This window comes from Hominenteromicrobium mulieris, assembly GCF_046197855.1.
Classification (GTDB): domain Bacteria; phylum Bacillota; class Clostridia; order Oscillospirales; family Acutalibacteraceae; genus Hominenteromicrobium; species Hominenteromicrobium mulieris.
In genome coordinates, this window is record NZ_CP173188.1 from 2,340,599 (window position 1) to 2,355,964 (window position 15,366).

Sequence of the window (15,366 nt, forward strand, 5' to 3'; positions counted from 1 at the left end):
TGTTTCAAACCTCCGCTTTTTTACATTTTATTTTTACAACACACCTGTCACAGTGCGGATTATTCTTCGTGCATATTTCTCCATAGTTTTTGGCACAATATGCCCAGAGAATATAATCCACCTCCGCTGCCGGTCTGTTTAACTGCCTTGCAATAGCCGCCACAATGTCTATCGCTTCATAGGCAGGTGCATTTTCGTGCTCGGAACAATCTAAAATATTCCTGCCTAAAATACGACGGATATGCCTATCCGGCTTTGCTATATCATAACCAACATTTTTCAGATACTCCGTTATGAGCGCTTCGCCGAATTGAATGAACTTATGTGGGCTTTTCGGTGACGACAGTTCTTTCACGAGTGTCTTCTGCGTTTCATCTTTAACCAAAATTTTCATATAGAAGCTATCAATGCTGCCATATTGCCGTTCAAGCGAAAGAAGTTTGCTGACATTTTCCGTTATCAGTGCATTCATTTGTTTTTTGGTGTACGGAGAACCGAGTTTATAAGATAGAATTTTATCTGAAATTTCTTCTGGATCACAACTGAGAAGTTTTTCTGTATCATATTGGCAAAATAAATCGTCAATAGCCGATATTTCGCCGGTATTTATATCGATATACGGCTCTAATCTGCTCCACTGTGCGCCGAAGGACAACAACGAATACACCATTGCACGAATATGGTCGCCGACCGAGAATTTATCGCCCGCATCTCTTTTATCCAGTTGATGTTTGATGAATGTGTTCTCCCAAAGCTTTTTCCCTTGAACTTCTCCATTAACTACAAAAAGCTGGTTTTTCAACTGTTTATCCATGAGAAGAACAAATTCCGCTGCTCTTTCAATATTCTTCATATTCCTCTCCCCGTGCACTACTCTTTATCCACTTCAATAAATATTTCAGGACTTACATTCAGGGCGAGACAAATTGCGCGCAGGTCATCGGCGTACATGGTTTTTTCTCCATTCATCATGGCATCAAAGTCCACTTGGGGTATGCCTGCTTTTTGTGCGACCGCGAATTGCCCGCAGCCGCTTCCTTCTATGTAAGCTCGCACTTTTTTGTAAACTTCCATATTTACGCCTCCGCAAATACAGTATTACTGTACTTGTATTTATAATATCACAGTATTTCTGTGAAGTCAGCGTATAAGTACAGAATTTCTTGATTTCATCCTTGCAATTTATTTATTTTCGCGTATAATGTTCATAGAATGAGGTGAATTCCGTGAAATATGAAATTGGCGGCAGGATACGTTTATATCGCAAGCAAAGCGGCTTAACGCAAGAGCAATTAGCCAGTAAAATAAATGTAACCAAAAGTCGTGTATCCAACTGGGAACAAGGCATCAACCGCCCCGACGCGGATATTCTTGCCGACATTTGCCGCGCTTTGAATGTTTCACCAAGCGACCTGCTTGACGTTCATTTATCCACTGATGAATTGACCGACCATGAACGAAAGGTCATTCGGGCATATCGCTCAAAGCCTGAAATACAGCAGGCTGTTAATATCTTACTGGGCGTGGAAGGAGAATAACCCTTTCAGAACAAGGCGCTACACCGCCAAGATCAAATGTGCTCATGTCTCCCCTATCTTTTTACCTACGCATACTCCCTTGCCTTATCCGGTATAAAAGCCGGTTATCTCAATAGCCGCACCTTATATATTATTGAGATAACAAACGGAAGGAGGATATTCGCATGAAGATACGCAAAAGACCGATTACTGCGGCTGATGATCTGTCTGTGAACCGTTGTACGTTTACCCCGGAAGATGTTGCCGCTTTTCTTTCGCAAATCTATGAGCTTCAAGGTCTTGGAATTTCTCTCAATGAGAATGCAGATGGATGCGCCGAATTTACGATTGGCGACTCTGTTTATAACATCGCTAACCTCTAACCTGAAAGCTTACTGTACAGAAAAAGCCATTGAACCCCGATTTTGGATTCAATGGCTTTTGTTATACAATATATTCCTTAATAGAATTTATTTGGAAATAATACCGTCATTATCTCCACATCTCCATTAAAACTCCACTTCCTCATCTTGGTCTTCTTTATCTTCCTGAATATATGGAGGTAATTGAGATATTTTTTCGTTTTCTATCGTAATGAGACTTCCCTTCGCAGTCGATTTGATGGTAAAATTAATCCCGACGTTCTTTAGGTTACTATGTAATTCATTGAGCTTGCGTGACAACGCATTGGCTGCCGGCGGAACCGCCCTTGTTCCTAAGCCGGTTTCATCGGCTGCCGTACGCAAATAGTTCCATAACTCTGAAACTAAGCCCTTCCATTCTCTTTTGTTTTCCATAAAGTCGATCATCAAGGTGGCTACGCTGTCCGAACTGATCAACTCATAATTGCTCTTTTCGCGATTCGCATTGTACTCTGAAAGGAATTTCTCCCCCTGACCGCCTAAGGCTTCTCCGATTGCATACCCCCAACGGCAAAAGTCGGCCATTCGAGGCAATTTTCTCAAATGAACATCTGGGTAAATGCGCATCGCTTTCGAGAGCACGTCGAACACTCCGCCGAGAATATCCGGCAGGTCTTCTTCAAATTCCTGTTCAAGTTCCGTTAGCTCTCGCCTATCTTCTTCATCGACACGAGACAGCTCTAAAAGAATGGAACGATCTAATAAATCAGAGCTGTTTGCCACATTATTGATTCCGTTAATAGCCAGACATCTCTTGAACAAGAAGAAATGGCTTTCATCGTCCGTATACAATTTTCTGGATTGAACTGCTTCACCCGTTATGGCTCTGCAAAATAAATCGCTCGTATCTTGGTTGATTTTAGAAAGATTATCGAACGGCAAAAACCAGTGTTCCTGCAAGCCTATTAACTTTGACGGCATATCTTTATGTAAAGATAGAGTTTTTACGATCGACGGGTCGATGGCTTTCTTCAAAAAAGTACAAGCCGTCGTCTTCGCAGCGCCCTTTTCGCCAAAAACGATTATTGCGCTATGTACGATGTCTGGTACAAAGCAGCTGACAAACCAACACAAAAACAGGGTTTTCTGGTTCTTGATGTTGATGTATTTCAAGATTTTCTGAATATCTCCGTTTTTGCGCGGCAAACACTGCTCTTTTTGATGGTTATATCGATCGAATAGTATTTTATCTTCCTCTCTGATCTCCCACCCTTCTTCTGTAATTTTTACAAATTTCCAATCTTCCGTTCTCAAATCATACCAAAAGGCATTCTCTGCTTTTCCGACTCGGTTATAGAGCTTCACCTTTTTGCTATTTTCAAAAAGCGTTTTGCCTTTTAAGTATAAAGCCACTTGTTTCGTGTTCTCCGATTTTAGTCCACTTTGTGTCTTTTCACGATACACATAGGATGCATACGTGTTAAATTCTCCGCTCTCGATTTTCATAACCTTCAAATGCTTATTTTGTCTAAGCGCAATGTACGGCTCATTATTTTCGCTGTTGATAAACAGTGTTGCACCTTGCTCTTGGAGAATTTCCAGTAAAGTATTTTCTTGTGTTTTATTTTTACCCGATTTTCTTTTTTGGGGTTCCGATTTCAATTCTGTGCTTTCATCCTGTTCCAAAATATCCAAATAAGGCAAATCATCCACTTCCTCCATAGAGTGTCCCGCTTTCAGCCAGTCGTATACATCGCCTTTAGGCGGCAAGCCGGGCAGACAAACAATTTTTGCATTCGGAATATTCTCCACAATTTTCTTCGCGTATTTCATTCCGGGTTTATCATTATCCGGAAGAATGACGACCTCTTTACCCATGAAGTAATCCTGATATTCCGAAAGCCATTTTGACCCGGAACCGCAGTTAAGCGTGGTTGCAACTCTTCCTGCCTGAATAACCGCGTCCGCACACTTTTCTCCTTCGACGAAGTAGACCTTCTGAGCACGAATGACCTCCGGCAAATTGTACGGAACCGGCTTTTTATCGCCAAGTCCCTTTTCCCCGTTCGGGCGTACAAAAGAAAAACTCTTTTTCCCATCCGCTTTATCGAAACGATTTTTGGTATAAGCGATAGAACCATCCGCATTGTAATAAGTATAGACCGTTTTGCTCATAGTATTTGTTTCATTCCTTTCATCATTGTCATACATATCTTTTAGTTTTAGCCCCACGTTATTCAGAATATCTTCCGCTTTGCACCCGGCAAAGCAGTTGAGTAAAATCTGTTTTCTGTCTTTTGAAAGTCCAATAGACAAGCTGGGGCTATGATCGTCGTGCGCAGGGCAAATTGCCATGTACTGATTTTCAGATACCTGCTTTACACCCTGAAATTTTAATAGTAAATCTTGAATTTTCATTTTTTACTCTTCCTTTCATTTGATTTAGTTTTTGGAGGTGTTTTCACGGCTGCTTGTGTTTTTCACCTCCTTCGTTTCGTCTTTCTGCTTTCTTTTTGCACTTTCGATTTCTCGTGATAGTACATCAAAGCATTCGATTGCAAATTCTCTTGCGAGTTTCGTTGAAATTGTGAAGTCAGTCATCTTGACAACCCTCCAAAAATTTTTTGTTTTGTGCTGCCTATAACTGATATTCACAATTAAATTCACTTGACGGAACTAAACGGGTATAGTATTCTATTAAATAAGAAAGGGATGTTTATGGAACTAAATTTAAGCATGAATACATCTGATTACGAATGCAGAGAATATCTGGCTTCCATACGATGGAAAAACGGGTTTACGTGTCCGCGCTGCGGTTGTGCTGAAGCTTGGGAAACGAAAGAGGTCAAATATAAATGTAAGAAATGCGGATATAAAATGTCTGTTACCGCCGGGACGATTTTTCAAGATTCACACACGCCGTTAGAGAAATGGTTTGCCGCCATAGATTTGATAAACGCATCAAACGGAATAATCACGGCAAGTTTTCTCCAAAACAAATTAAAATTGGGCAGTAACCGCACCGCCCAAAGAATGACACATTTTATTAAAAGAGCTCTTGTAAGAACACAAATCAGAAAATACAGAAGAGCACCCGCAGAGATGTTAAACTTGCCCGTAGAAATCGATGTCATTCCGATCGTCATTACGCGCGAGCACTTTTTCGTAATTACCGCTGTTGAAAAGCTTGGCAATCGTACCGGCCGTATTCAGATCAAACAAACCGATAACAGTCCGCAGGAATTTGCAGATTTTATCCGAAATACGATTAAAGTAAACACTTCTCAAAATGGGCAAAAGAAAATCGGTATTATTTGCCCCAAGATTTTGCCAAGTGAAATACGTGAAGAATATAATCAACTAATAAAGAATTCACGTTATGCCTATAACGCTTCTAAAAACGTGTCTTCAAAATTCAAGAAATATATAAGTGAACGTTATCATGGAAACTTCGACGTCTGCTGCAAAAATTTCTGTATTACGCAAAACGCAAGATTTACTTCTGTTTCTTTTGAAGAAATTCTCGAAATCATGTTAAAATAAAAAAAGACGGCACTGCCATACAGACAGTACCGCCTAAGCGTTCATATTTACATTTCATTGCAAAGATTTGCAAAAGCCAAAGCCCCCAAGAAAGAAGATTTCTTGAGGGCTTTGTTTAATATTGCTCTGGTGGGCCATCAGGGACTCGAACCTTGGACCAACCGGTTATGAGCCGGTAGCTCTAACCAACTGAGCTAATGGCCCGACTATATATCGGAACTTAGCAATTATAGCACAAACAGCATATAATTGCAAGACCTAAATTCACCCGTGCGAAAAGAAAAAGGAGAGCCGCAAAACGACTCTCCCGTTCTTTACAGGTTTATATGACCCGAAAATTATTCCTTATTGCAGTCGCAGTTTTCGCCGCAATCGCAGGAATCGTCTTCTTCGAGGTCGAACTCCAGCGTTTCGCCGCAGTTCGGGCAATCGATGGAGCCCTCATCGAGCATTTCTTCGTTGAGCTCGATGGTATCGCCGCACTTCGGGCAGGTGACTTCGTAATAGCATTCGTCTTCCCATGCGTCGTCATCGTCATCGTCATCGTCCTCGTCGATGTCGTAGAACTCTTCTTCCAGCTCGCCGAGGTCTTCGTCGATCTCGTCTACCTGGCCGCTGAGCTCATCGTATGCGTCTTCCATTTCCTCAACGGAAAGGGAGAGGTCATCGAGCAGGTCAACGATCGCGTTGAAGAGCTTCGTCTCCTTCGCATTCGGGTCCAGATCCATGCCTTCCATCAAACCGCGGATGTATGCCGCTTTCTCGGAATTTGTCATGCTTGCACCTATCTTTCCGGCAGGCAAACGCGCTGCCTAATGTAGGGCTTTCGCCCCGGGTGTTTCGGCGTATGGAACAAGGAAAAACGCTTATGCGCGCTCCATGTACTCGCCGGTTCTGGTATCGACGCGGATCATTTCGCCTTCGTTGATGAAGATCGGAACCTTGATCTCTGCGCCGGTCTCCAGCGTAGCGGGCTTCGTGACGTTCGTAGCGGTATCGCCCTTCACGCCCGGCTCGGTCTCTGTGACCTGAAGCTCAACAAAGTTCGGCGGCTCAATGCCGAAAACGTTGCCCTTGTAGGAGAGCACCTTGCAAACCATGTTTTCCTTCACAAAGCGGAAGTTGTCGCCGAGGACATTCGGGCTGATCGGCAGCTGCTCATAGGTCTCGCTGTCCATGAAATAGTACAGGTCGCCGTCATTGTAGAGATACTCCATGTCCTTTCTCTCAATGAAAGCGGTCGGATACTTATCGTTCGGGTTGAACGTCTTTTCCGTCACGGCACCGGAAATCACGTTGCGGATCTTGGTGCGGACGAACGCCGCGCCCTTACCGGGCTTGACGTGCTGGAATTCAATGATCGAGTAAACGTTGCCGTCCATTTCAAAGGTGACGCCGTTTCTGAAATCGCCTGCGGTTACCATATAGATAATACCTCCAAATTTTTCTTAGGTCTATTGTATAACAGAAAGTGGCTTTTTTCAAGAAAAAACCGTTCTGTTTCTCCGTTTTTTCGGAAATTTTACAGGATGATGAGCTCCTTCGGGGAATGCGTGAGGCTGCGGCAGCCGTCATCTGTGATGAGCAGCATGTCTTCAATGCGCACGCCGCACTTGCCCGGGATGTAGATGCCCGGCTCGTCGGTGATGACCATGCCCGGCTCGCAGATGGTCTCATCGGTCTTATTGAAGCGCGGCCACTCGTGAATCTCGAAGCCTACGCCGTGGCCGAGGCCGTGACCGAACGTGTTCGGGTACGGGGTCTCGATGATGTCGCGCGCGATCTTATCCACATCGCAGCAGCGCATGCCTGGGTGTGCGCCGTCGATAACGGCGAGCTGTGCTTTTAAAACCGTGTTGTAGATGGCTCTCTGCTCATCGTTTACATAGCCGAGCGCGACGGTACGGGTCATATCGGAATGATAGCCCGCGAGCATAGCGCCGGTATCCATGGTGATAAGATCGCCTTTTTTGATCTGTGTGTTGCCCGGAATGCCGTGGCACTGCGAGCCGTTTGCGCCGGTGACAACGATGGGGTTGAACGCATTGCCGTCTGCACCCGCTTTGCGCATGAAGAACTCAATCTCCAGCGCGATTTCGCGCTCCGTTACGCCTTCCTTGATATAGGGGAGGATGTGCTCAAACGTAGCGTCTGTGATGGCCTGTGCGTCACAGATTCTCTTCACTTCCTCATCGCTCTTGACGATGCGCTGCTTGCGGATGGCATCGTCCAAGGTCGTATTCAAAATCGCCTTAGCGCCGCACTCTTCGGAGAGCTGCTCAAAACGCTTCGCATGACCGTAGGGCAGAGCGGCGTATTCCATGTACACCTCGGTGATGCCGTGCTTTTTCAGAAGCGTCTTATAGGTTTCGTTAAGCGAGGTGAACTCCACAACCTCCACATTTTGCGCCTTGGCGCGTGCGGCCTCGGTGTAACGGAAATCGAGGAGATAATAAGCCTGCTCGGAAGTGAGCAGCAGTGCGCCGTCTGTGGACGGGAACGCCGTGAGGTAATAGAGGTTCGTTTCGGAAACGATCAGCGCCGCTTTTTTGCTATCGCCGCCGATGACAGAATTGGTAAGACGTTCGATCGGATTGCTCATTGATAATTCCCCTTTCTAATGTGTACCCAAAGGTGCCCTTTATGCTTTGCTTTTTACCGTTTCTTCCCCGGCCGTGAGCCGCGTATAGTGCGGGCGCAAAAAGCCTTCCAGACTGCGCTTGAAGCGCACCGTGGCGGAAGGATCCGGCGACAGGGGGTCAAGTAAAACCGACCGCATTCCGCAAAGGTTTGCGCCGAGGATATCGGTGAAGATCTGGTCGCCCACGACAAGGCATTCCCTGCGGGGCGTGCCGGCCATTTTCTTTGCGCGCAGGTAGCCGACCGGAAACGGCTTGCACGCGAAAGAAACGAACGGCAGATTGAACTGCGCGGCAAAGGGCGCCACACGTTTTTTGTAATTGTTGGAAACAACGATCAGCTTGACGCCGCTTGCCGTTACGCTTTGTGCCCACGCCCGCACGCCGGGAAACGGAGTCTGCGAGCCGTGCGGCGACATGGTATTATCCACATCGAGCACGATCATGTGCACATTGAGCGCTTTTAAAAGCTCGGGCGTAAGCTCCGTCACGCAGTGGAGCGTGCCGGTCGGTTTAAATACCGCCATAGCTTCGGTCTTTGCCTCCTGTGTTGCTCGGGAAAAACCCGTTTACACAAAAAAGCGGGCAAAAAGCCCGCTTCTTCACGTTTGATTATTTGTACTTGCGCTTGCGAGCTGCTTCGGACTTCTTCTTGCGCTTAACGGAAGGCTTTTCGTAAGCCTCTCTCTTGCGAACTTCCTGAATAACGCCCGCTCTTGCGCACTGCTTCTTAAAGCGTCTGAGTGCGCTCTCCAAAGATTCGTTGTCTTTGATTCTGATTTCAGCCATCTATATCCCTCCCATCCGCCATCAGGCAGGGGTTTGTATTTGTTACTTAGCACGAAATAACACAAATAATTATAGTGGCAGGGGGCAAAAAAGTCAAGGCTTTTTTCCCGAAAAATAGAAGAAATCCGTTTCTCTTTGCAAAAAAATCCGTTTAGGGCCGTTTATTTGCCTTTTAAAGCGGTGCTGCACGGGTTTTTGGGGCTTCTTTTTCCCTGCTTTGCGACTTTTATGATTAGGCGGAAAACGCAGCGCGGCTTTGCGGCTTTGTCATAGGTTTTTTCTTGTTTTTGCTTTTCGGCAATCTGCAAAAATGCTGATGGGAAAATTTTTCAACTGAATCTTGCCCAAAACATTGACAAGCAAGAGCGTTATATTATATAATACCTCCATAAAACCCTGCGCAAATTCCTACTAAAGCGAGGTTACGGATTTATATGAAAAAGACGGCGCTTACAAAAAGCGAAAGCGAAGTCATGTATCTTTTGGGGCACACGGACCGTGCGCTTTCCGCGGCAGAAATGGTCGCGCTTTCCCCACAGAAGACCTGGAAGGACAGCTACATTCACCTGATGGTGAACTCTCTTTTAAAAAAGGGGATGATCACCCCGGCCGGCTTTGTGAAGACGTTTCGCAATTATGCGCGCACCTTTGCACCGTGCATGACAGAGGAGGAGTATGCCCAGTTACAGCTGCGCGACACGACGATTCAGGATCCCGCGCTCGTGGCGCCGTTCCTCTCTGCAATGGTCGACACGGCAGATGACCCGGCTTCGATGATTGACGAACTCATTGCAATGCTGCAAAAGAAGCGCGAAAAATTAGCCGCGAAAAAACAAACATGACGGACAAAACAGAAGGCAGAGCACATCATCGCTCTGCCTTCTGTTTTGTAATGATATAGCAAACTTCACTTGCATTGTCCGAAGGGCAATATCACCCGCCGCAGGCGAATACAATTTATAATTGGTCTTTGCCTACAGGGGTGCAGAAGAGCTTTTCAAATTCCTCGCGGGTCTCGGAATAGGCCAGTGCCCACATCATTTTGGCGATGACGGCTTCCGTTGTCATGTTGGAAGCTTCGAGCACGCGGTATTTTTCCTTGATGATATGGCCCACGCGGTAGACGGAAAGGTTGCTGCCCTCGTGCGGAACCTGCGTGGTGATAACGACGCGCACACCGTTTTCCATTAACGCAGCGATCTTTTCCTCAAACGCGTTGTCGCCGTAGTACGGGATGCCGCCGACGCCGAAGCTTTCGATGACAACGCCGCGGCAGTGCGCGGTGATGTAATCGAACACGGACGGGTCCATGCCCGGGATGACGCGGATAGAAAGAATCTCCGGTACTAATTTATCGTAGAACACCGCGCCGGGGCATTCCGGGCGCTCATCAATATAGCACAGGAGCTTTTTATCGTAGAACACGCCGATATCCGGGAAATCAATGCTGGAAAAGGCGTCAAAGCTCTTTGTATGCGTTTTTCTGGCGCGGGTGCCTGCAATGACGTGCCCGTTAAAAACGACGTGTGTGCCGCACGCACGGGCATCTGTGGCGTATACAAACGCTTCAAACAAATTGCGCCGCGCGTCGCCGTCCGGCACCTCGATGGATTTCTGCGCACCCGTTAAAACAATGGGCTTTTCGTTTTTCTGGATGAGATACGAGAGCGTAGCCGCCGCGTAGGACAACGTATCCGTGCCGTGGGCAATGACAAAGCCGTCGTACTTTGCATAGTTATCGCGGATAATCTCCGCCACGTGGATCCACTGCTTCCAACACATGTTGGTACTGTCTAAGCTGTACGGCTGCACGGTATCCACTGCGCACAGGTTTTTCACCTGCGGTACGGCATTTAAAAGTTCCTCCGATGTAATCGCCGGCGTGAGGCCGTTTTCCGTTTTCGCCGAAGCGATGGTTCCGCCGGTCGCAATGAACAGAATTTTTTTCATTCTGCATTTTCCCCTATTCTTCGTGAAATTGCGGAAATATCATACCACATTTTCCTGCATAAATGCAAGCCGCAGAACCGACAAAAAGAGACGAGCCGCAGCCCGCCTCTTTGCTTTTGCGAAATTATTTGAGTGAGATGTTGGACGCAAGGGACAAAAGTGCATCGCCCGTCAGGCGGTACGTTGTCCACTCCTCCATGCGCACGGCGCCGAGGGAATCATAGAACTTGCGGCTTGGGGTGTTCCAATCGAGGCACGCCCACTCCAGTCTGCCGCAGCCGCGCTGCAAAGCGAGCCGCGCAAGGCGCTTTAACAGCAGCTTGCCGTAGCCCTTGCCGCGATATTCCGGCAGCACGAAAAGATCCTCAAGATAAATGCCCGCGCGGCCGAGCCACGTGGAGAAATTGTGGAAGAAAAGCGCAAAGCCCACGGGCTTTTCGTCCTCCGAAACAAGGAAAACCTCTGCTTTTTTCTTTTGGAAGACCCACTCTTTTAAAAGCTCCGGCGTTACAATGACCTGATCTTCCATATTTTCATACGCGGCGAGCGCATGGATAAACTCTAAAATGACCGGAATGTCTGCTTCGGTTGCAAAGCGAATGTTGGCTGCCATGGTTTCCCCCTTATTCTTTCGGCTTTCTGTTGCGGACAATGAGCATGAAGCGGTGCTGCACGCTTGGGATATAGCCTTGCTTTTCACACAGCGCGTCGAGCGCATCGAGCTGCGGCAGGCAGCTTTTTACTGTGAAATTGCCGAACTCCCACGGCAGAACCTTTGCGTACCAAACGAGTGCGCCGACATCCAAATAGTGGTCGGTTACATAGGCCTGGTCGCAGAAATTCACCGTAAAGCCGGCGTTTTTGAAGCGCAGCAGCTCGTTTTCGAGGTTAAAGCTCGGCATGGCGGTTTTGTTATTGCCGAGCAAAGCGCGCAGGCGCAAGTTGTTGCTGCCGCCTACCTGCTGCGTGATAAAATATCCGCCGGGCTTTAGGACGCGGCGCACTTCGTTTACGTCATAAGAATCGTGACGGTTTAAAACGAGGTCAAAGCTGTTATCCGCAAACGGCAGAGGTTTGTCCTCTTCGGTTTTGCGCACGGTGATGCCGAGCGGCGCTAACTTTTTTTCGCACAGCTCAAAGTTCGGCTGCCAGCTTTCCGTGACGCTTGTCTGCGAAAACGGGTGGCGCAGGGACAAAAGGAACTCTCCGCCGCCCGTACCCATATCCAAAATGACGGACTGCGGCTTTAAAAAATCGAGCACTTTTTGCTTATAATCCCACGGCAGCGGGGCTTCCACTACACGCCCGCGGATGTGCGAAAAATCCCAGCCGTGCATTTCGGCGCTTTGCTCTTCTTGTGCCCAAAGTGCGTGTTTTTCAGTTTGTGTCATGTGTTGTGGTCCACCTTGTGGAAAGTTTTGAGGTTACCCGTTTTGCCGTGACGACGGTTAAGCTCCGCGCGCACATCGTCAAGCGGGATGTTCTCGTTCACCATCATGACGGTGAGGTGATAGAGCAGGTCGCTGATTTCGCCCACGGTGTCCTCTTTTTTGCCGTTTTTCGCGGCGATGATGACTTCGCTGCACTCTTCGCCGCACTTTTTGAGGATCTTATCAAGCCCCTGCTCGAAGAGATAGCAGGTGTAGGAGCCCTCCTGCTTTTCACCCTTGCGCTCCAAAACGGTATCATAAAGCTGCTGCAAAATGTCCATAGTATTCCCTCCGTCAGTTTCTTGCAATCTCTTTGTAGAAGCAGCTGTGGCTGCCGGTGTGGCACGCCGCGCCCGTCTGCACGACCTTTACGAGCAGTGTATCGTCGTCGCAGTCGGCATACATGCTGATAACCTTCTGCGTATGGCCGCTCGTTGCGCCCTTGTTCCACAGCGTTTGGCGGCTGCGGCTGTAAAACCACGTGTAGCCCGTCTCCAGTGTTTTCGCCATGGATTCGCGGTTCATGTATGCCAGCATGAGCACTTCGTTTGTGGATGCCTCCTGCACGATGCACGGGATGAGCTCCGATTTCTTGAAGTAGCGCTCAAGATGGTCTTCCTCTTCTTCGCTGCACTTGAACGATTTGCCGGAAAGGCGCTGACTGGCGGTGATGGCCGCCGTTAAGTCCAACGCTTTCGTATAAATGGATTTGCCCGCAATCGCACCGTACACGCCGAGGGCGTTGAGGTCTACGATGTCCTTTAAGTTGCCGACGCCGCCGCTTGCGATGATGTTGCAGCTGACGGCGCGGTTGACCTTATCGAGCATGACGAGGTTCGGGCCGTTCATGGTGCCGTCTTTATAAATATCGGTCACGATGAGGTAGCGCACGCCGATGTCTTCCATGCGCTTTGCCATTTCGAGGTAATCCACTTCGCTTTGAGCCGTCCAGCCCTCTGCCGCCACCTTGCCCTTTAACGCATCAATGCCGACGGCGATCTTTTTGCCGTATTTTTTCACGGCCTCGCGCACGAACTCCGGGCTGTGCAGCGCCGCAGAGCCCAGAATGATGCGATTGATGCCGTGCGAAAGATAATATTCCACGGTGTCCATATCGCGGATACCGCCGCCGACTTCTATATTCATCGAGACATTATCGCGAATGGAGAAAACGGTGCTGTCGTTTACGGGGCGGCGTGCCTTTGCGCCATCAAGATCGACAAGGTGCACCCAGCGCGCGCCCTGCTCCTCAAACGATTGCGCGGTCTTGACGGGGTCTTCCGCCACCTGCTCCGCCGTGGCGTAATCGCCTTGGAACAGGCGGACGCATTTGCCGTCCTTGAGGTCAATCGCCGGTAAAATGATCATGTTATATCCCTTCCTTATTCATTCCAAATTATCGTGTATGCAAAAAAGTTAAAATTTCAAATTATTCCGAAAGCGTGCCCTTGGTGGAAAGCACCGCGCCGGTGCTGTTTTCTGCTGTGGCATCGCACAGAGCGTGCGCGCAGGCTTTGAACAGCGCTTCGATCATATGGTGAGAATTTTTGCCGTAGGGGCAGCGCAGGTGCAGCGTGAAGCCGGCGTTATCGCTAAGCGCGCGGAAGAACTCCTCCGTCATGCAGGTGTCAAAATCGCCGACGCGCTCCTGCGGGAACGCAGCGTCGAACACAAGGTACGGGCGGCCGCTGACATCTACGGCGCAGAAGCCGAGCGCTTCATCCATAGGGATCATGGCATGGCCGTAGCGCACGATGCCGCTGCGGTCGCCGAGCGCCTGCTTAAACGCACGGCCGAGCACGATGCCGGTATCTTCCACCGTGTGGTGGCAATCGACATTCCAGTCGCCCTCGGCTTTTAACCGAAGGCCGAAGCCGCCATGCACGGCAAGCGCCGTGAGCATGTGGTCGAAAAAGCCCACGCCGGTATCGACGACAACCTCGCCGCCGTCAAGCCCCAAGGTCAGCTCAATGTTCGTTTCTTTTGTTTGGCGCACAACTGTTGCCGCACGTTCCATATCGTTTCCCCCTAAAAGGGCCTAAAGCCCGATTTACGCTTGCTCTTTTTCTTCAAAGAACCGCTGAATGTGCTCTGTGACCACTGCGTTTTCGCCCGTGGAGCCTGCCGTGATGCGCAGGGCGGACATGTTTTTAAAGTACCGCACCGCGATGGATTCGGCCAAAAGGCGCTCGTAGAGCTCCTTTGCGTACGGTGTGCGCAGAACGACGAAGTTCGTAACGCTCTTTACCGTTTGGAGCTTTTCCGGGAAGCGCTGCGCCATGCGGTCGAATTTCTGCTGCAATTCGTCTCGCGAAAGCAGCAATCTGCGGATGGCGGCATCGGCTTCCGCGCGGTTTTTCAGCACGGCTTCCGCCATTTTCTGCGAGCAGGTGTTGACGTTATACGGCGACTTTACAGCCTTGATGGCGCGGACAAGCTTTTCGTTGCCCACAGCAAAGCCTACGCGCAGCGCGGCGAGACCGAAGGCTTTGGAGCACGTTTTCAAGATGAGTAAATTATCGTAGTTTTCAAATTCGCCGAGCATAGATTCGTTCCAGAAGTCCATATAGGCTTCGTCGAGCACGACGAGCGCGGAGACGCCCCTGATGATTTTGCGCACGGCTTCGCGCGTGAGGCCGACGGACGTCGGATTGCACGGGTTGCTGAAAATGAGCAACTTTACGTTCTCATTGTTGCAGGTTTCGATCACCTTGTCAATATCGATTGTGAAATTTTCGTCTTTTTTGATTTCGATGCCGCGGCATTCCGAAACGTAGCCGTAAAAATCATACATGGAAAAATCCGGCGTGAGCGTCGCGTAGGTCTCGCCCTTCATCAGAAAGCTCTGGAAAATGACGTTGATGAGCTCATCGCTGCCGTTGCCCGCCGCAACGCACGCCGGCTTTACCTTATAGCTTTTGGCAAAGGCGGCGCACAGGTCTTTTGCGGTGGGATCCGGATAGCGGTTGAGTTCCACCCTCATCATGGCGTGCAAAGCGGACGCCATAACGGATTCCGGCAGGCACAGGAACGATTCGTTTGCGTCCAGACGAATTTTATACTCGCCCGCAATGGGTTTATACGGCTCTAAATCGCGGATCTTTTCATTCAGCGTATACATAAACTACCTCCGGGG

General features: G+C 48.7%; 20 protein-coding genes and 1 tRNA gene. 4 read left to right on the forward strand and 17 right to left on the reverse strand.

The annotated features are described in order from the left end of the window. Positions 1-4: 4 nt before the first annotated feature. Together ACI0CA_RS11515 and ACI0CA_RS11520 are read right to left on the reverse strand one after the other, a co-directional pair. Positions 5-853, reverse strand: a complete 849-nt coding sequence (locus ACI0CA_RS11515; RefSeq protein ID WP_308448787.1) for a hypothetical protein — start codon at positions 851-853, stop codon at positions 5-7. Between the two features lie 17 nt (positions 854-870). Further along, complete coding sequence (locus ACI0CA_RS11520; protein WP_308448788.1) at positions 871-1,074, reverse strand: helix-turn-helix domain-containing protein; 204 nt, start codon at positions 1,072-1,074, stop codon at positions 871-873. A 152-nt stretch (positions 1,075-1,226) separates the two neighbouring features. On the opposite strand from ACI0CA_RS11520, the gene ACI0CA_RS11525 reads away from it, so the two are divergent. Further along, a complete protein-coding gene (locus tag ACI0CA_RS11525; protein WP_308448789.1) occupies positions 1,227-1,538 on the forward strand; it encodes a helix-turn-helix domain-containing protein in 312 nt (103 codons plus the stop codon). A gap of 164 nt (positions 1,539-1,702) precedes the next feature. Continuing rightward, positions 1,703-1,900 (forward strand): hypothetical protein, encoded by a 198-nt coding sequence (locus tag ACI0CA_RS11530; protein ID WP_308448790.1) that lies wholly within the window; start codon positions 1,703-1,705, stop codon positions 1,898-1,900. Positions 1,901-2,026: 126 nt separating this feature from the next. Here ACI0CA_RS11530 and ACI0CA_RS11535 read toward each other — a convergent pair whose 3' ends face one another. Together ACI0CA_RS11535 and ACI0CA_RS11540 are read right to left on the reverse strand one after the other, a co-directional pair. Further along, a complete protein-coding gene (locus tag ACI0CA_RS11535) occupies positions 2,027-4,297 on the reverse strand; it encodes a hypothetical protein (protein WP_308448791.1) in 2,271 nt (756 codons plus the stop codon). Positions 4,298-4,321: 24 nt separating this feature from the next. Further along, a complete protein-coding gene (locus ACI0CA_RS11540; protein ID WP_412277697.1) occupies positions 4,322-4,480 on the reverse strand; it encodes a hypothetical protein in 159 nt (52 codons plus the stop codon). A 117-nt stretch (positions 4,481-4,597) separates the two neighbouring features. Between ACI0CA_RS11540 and ACI0CA_RS11545 the strand changes: the two genes are divergently transcribed. Further along, the gene (locus ACI0CA_RS11545) at positions 4,598-5,422 is read left to right on the forward strand and encodes an IS1595 family transposase (protein WP_308448792.1); all 825 of its coding nucleotides are present in this window, start codon (positions 4,598-4,600) and stop codon (positions 5,420-5,422) included. 127 nt (positions 5,423-5,549) lie between these two features. Here ACI0CA_RS11545 and ACI0CA_RS11550 read toward each other — a convergent pair. The 6 genes from ACI0CA_RS11550 to rpsU form a co-directional block, all read right to left on the reverse strand. Beyond that, positions 5,550-5,626: transfer RNA gene (locus ACI0CA_RS11550), tRNA-Ile, on the reverse strand. A 134-nt stretch (positions 5,627-5,760) separates the two neighbouring features. Beyond that, positions 5,761-6,198, reverse strand: coding sequence for a CD1247 N-terminal domain-containing protein (locus ACI0CA_RS11555; protein WP_308448793.1), 438 nt, complete (start codon positions 6,196-6,198; stop codon positions 5,761-5,763). Positions 6,199-6,288: 90 nt separating this feature from the next. Continuing rightward, a complete protein-coding gene (gene efp, locus ACI0CA_RS11560; RefSeq protein ID WP_176821432.1) occupies positions 6,289-6,846 on the reverse strand; it encodes an elongation factor P in 558 nt (185 codons plus the stop codon). Positions 6,847-6,944: 98 nt separating this feature from the next. Next, on the reverse strand, positions 6,945-8,024 hold the full coding sequence (locus ACI0CA_RS11565) for a M24 family metallopeptidase (RefSeq protein ID WP_343284670.1): 1,080 nt from the start codon (positions 8,022-8,024) through the stop codon (positions 6,945-6,947). Positions 8,025-8,063: 39 nt separating this feature from the next. Then, positions 8,064-8,588, reverse strand: coding sequence for a YqeG family HAD IIIA-type phosphatase (locus tag ACI0CA_RS11570; protein ID WP_176821430.1), 525 nt, complete (start codon positions 8,586-8,588; stop codon positions 8,064-8,066). Between the two features lie 85 nt (positions 8,589-8,673). Further along, positions 8,674-8,850 (reverse strand): 30S ribosomal protein S21, encoded by a 177-nt coding sequence (rpsU, locus tag ACI0CA_RS11575; protein WP_176821429.1) that lies wholly within the window; start codon positions 8,848-8,850, stop codon positions 8,674-8,676. 434 nt (positions 8,851-9,284) lie between these two features. On the opposite strand from rpsU, the gene ACI0CA_RS11580 reads away from it, so the two are divergent. Beyond that, positions 9,285-9,692, forward strand: a complete 408-nt coding sequence (locus ACI0CA_RS11580; protein WP_446806790.1) for a BlaI/MecI/CopY family transcriptional regulator — start codon at positions 9,285-9,287, stop codon at positions 9,690-9,692. Positions 9,693-9,807: 115 nt separating this feature from the next. Here ACI0CA_RS11580 and ACI0CA_RS11585 read toward each other — a convergent pair whose 3' ends face one another. The 7 genes from ACI0CA_RS11585 to ACI0CA_RS11615 all read right to left on the reverse strand — a co-directional run bounded on the left by ACI0CA_RS11585 (position 9,808) and on the right by ACI0CA_RS11615 (position 15,351). Beyond that, positions 9,808-10,800, reverse strand: coding sequence for an asparaginase (locus tag ACI0CA_RS11585; RefSeq protein ID WP_418561007.1), 993 nt, complete (start codon positions 10,798-10,800; stop codon positions 9,808-9,810). Positions 10,801-10,924: 124 nt separating this feature from the next. After that, complete coding sequence (locus ACI0CA_RS11590) at positions 10,925-11,413, reverse strand: GNAT family N-acetyltransferase (protein ID WP_395590406.1); 489 nt, start codon at positions 11,411-11,413, stop codon at positions 10,925-10,927. Between the two features lie 10 nt (positions 11,414-11,423). Further along, on the reverse strand, positions 11,424-12,191 hold the full coding sequence (locus ACI0CA_RS11595; protein WP_417101890.1) for a class I SAM-dependent methyltransferase: 768 nt from the start codon (positions 12,189-12,191) through the stop codon (positions 11,424-11,426). Then, positions 12,188-12,511, reverse strand: a complete 324-nt coding sequence (gene hisE, locus ACI0CA_RS11600) for a phosphoribosyl-ATP diphosphatase (protein WP_176821424.1) — start codon at positions 12,509-12,511, stop codon at positions 12,188-12,190. Before hisE ends, ACI0CA_RS11595 begins: the two co-directional genes overlap by 4 nt. Positions 12,512-12,524: 13 nt before the next feature. Beyond that, positions 12,525-13,598 (reverse strand): 1-(5-phosphoribosyl)-5-[(5-phosphoribosylamino)methylideneamino]imidazole-4-carboxamide isomerase, encoded by a 1,074-nt coding sequence (gene hisA / locus ACI0CA_RS11605; protein WP_308448800.1) that lies wholly within the window; start codon positions 13,596-13,598, stop codon positions 12,525-12,527. Between the two features lie 61 nt (positions 13,599-13,659). Further along, positions 13,660-14,247 carry an imidazoleglycerol-phosphate dehydratase HisB gene (gene hisB / locus ACI0CA_RS11610; RefSeq protein ID WP_308448801.1) on the reverse strand — a complete coding sequence of 196 codons (588 nt, stop codon included), beginning with the start codon at positions 14,245-14,247 and terminating at the stop codon, positions 13,660-13,662. A gap of 33 nt (positions 14,248-14,280) precedes the next feature. Continuing rightward, complete coding sequence (locus tag ACI0CA_RS11615) at positions 14,281-15,351, reverse strand: pyridoxal phosphate-dependent aminotransferase (protein ID WP_308448802.1); 1,071 nt, start codon at positions 15,349-15,351, stop codon at positions 14,281-14,283. Between the last annotated feature and the right edge of the window lie 15 nt (positions 15,352-15,366).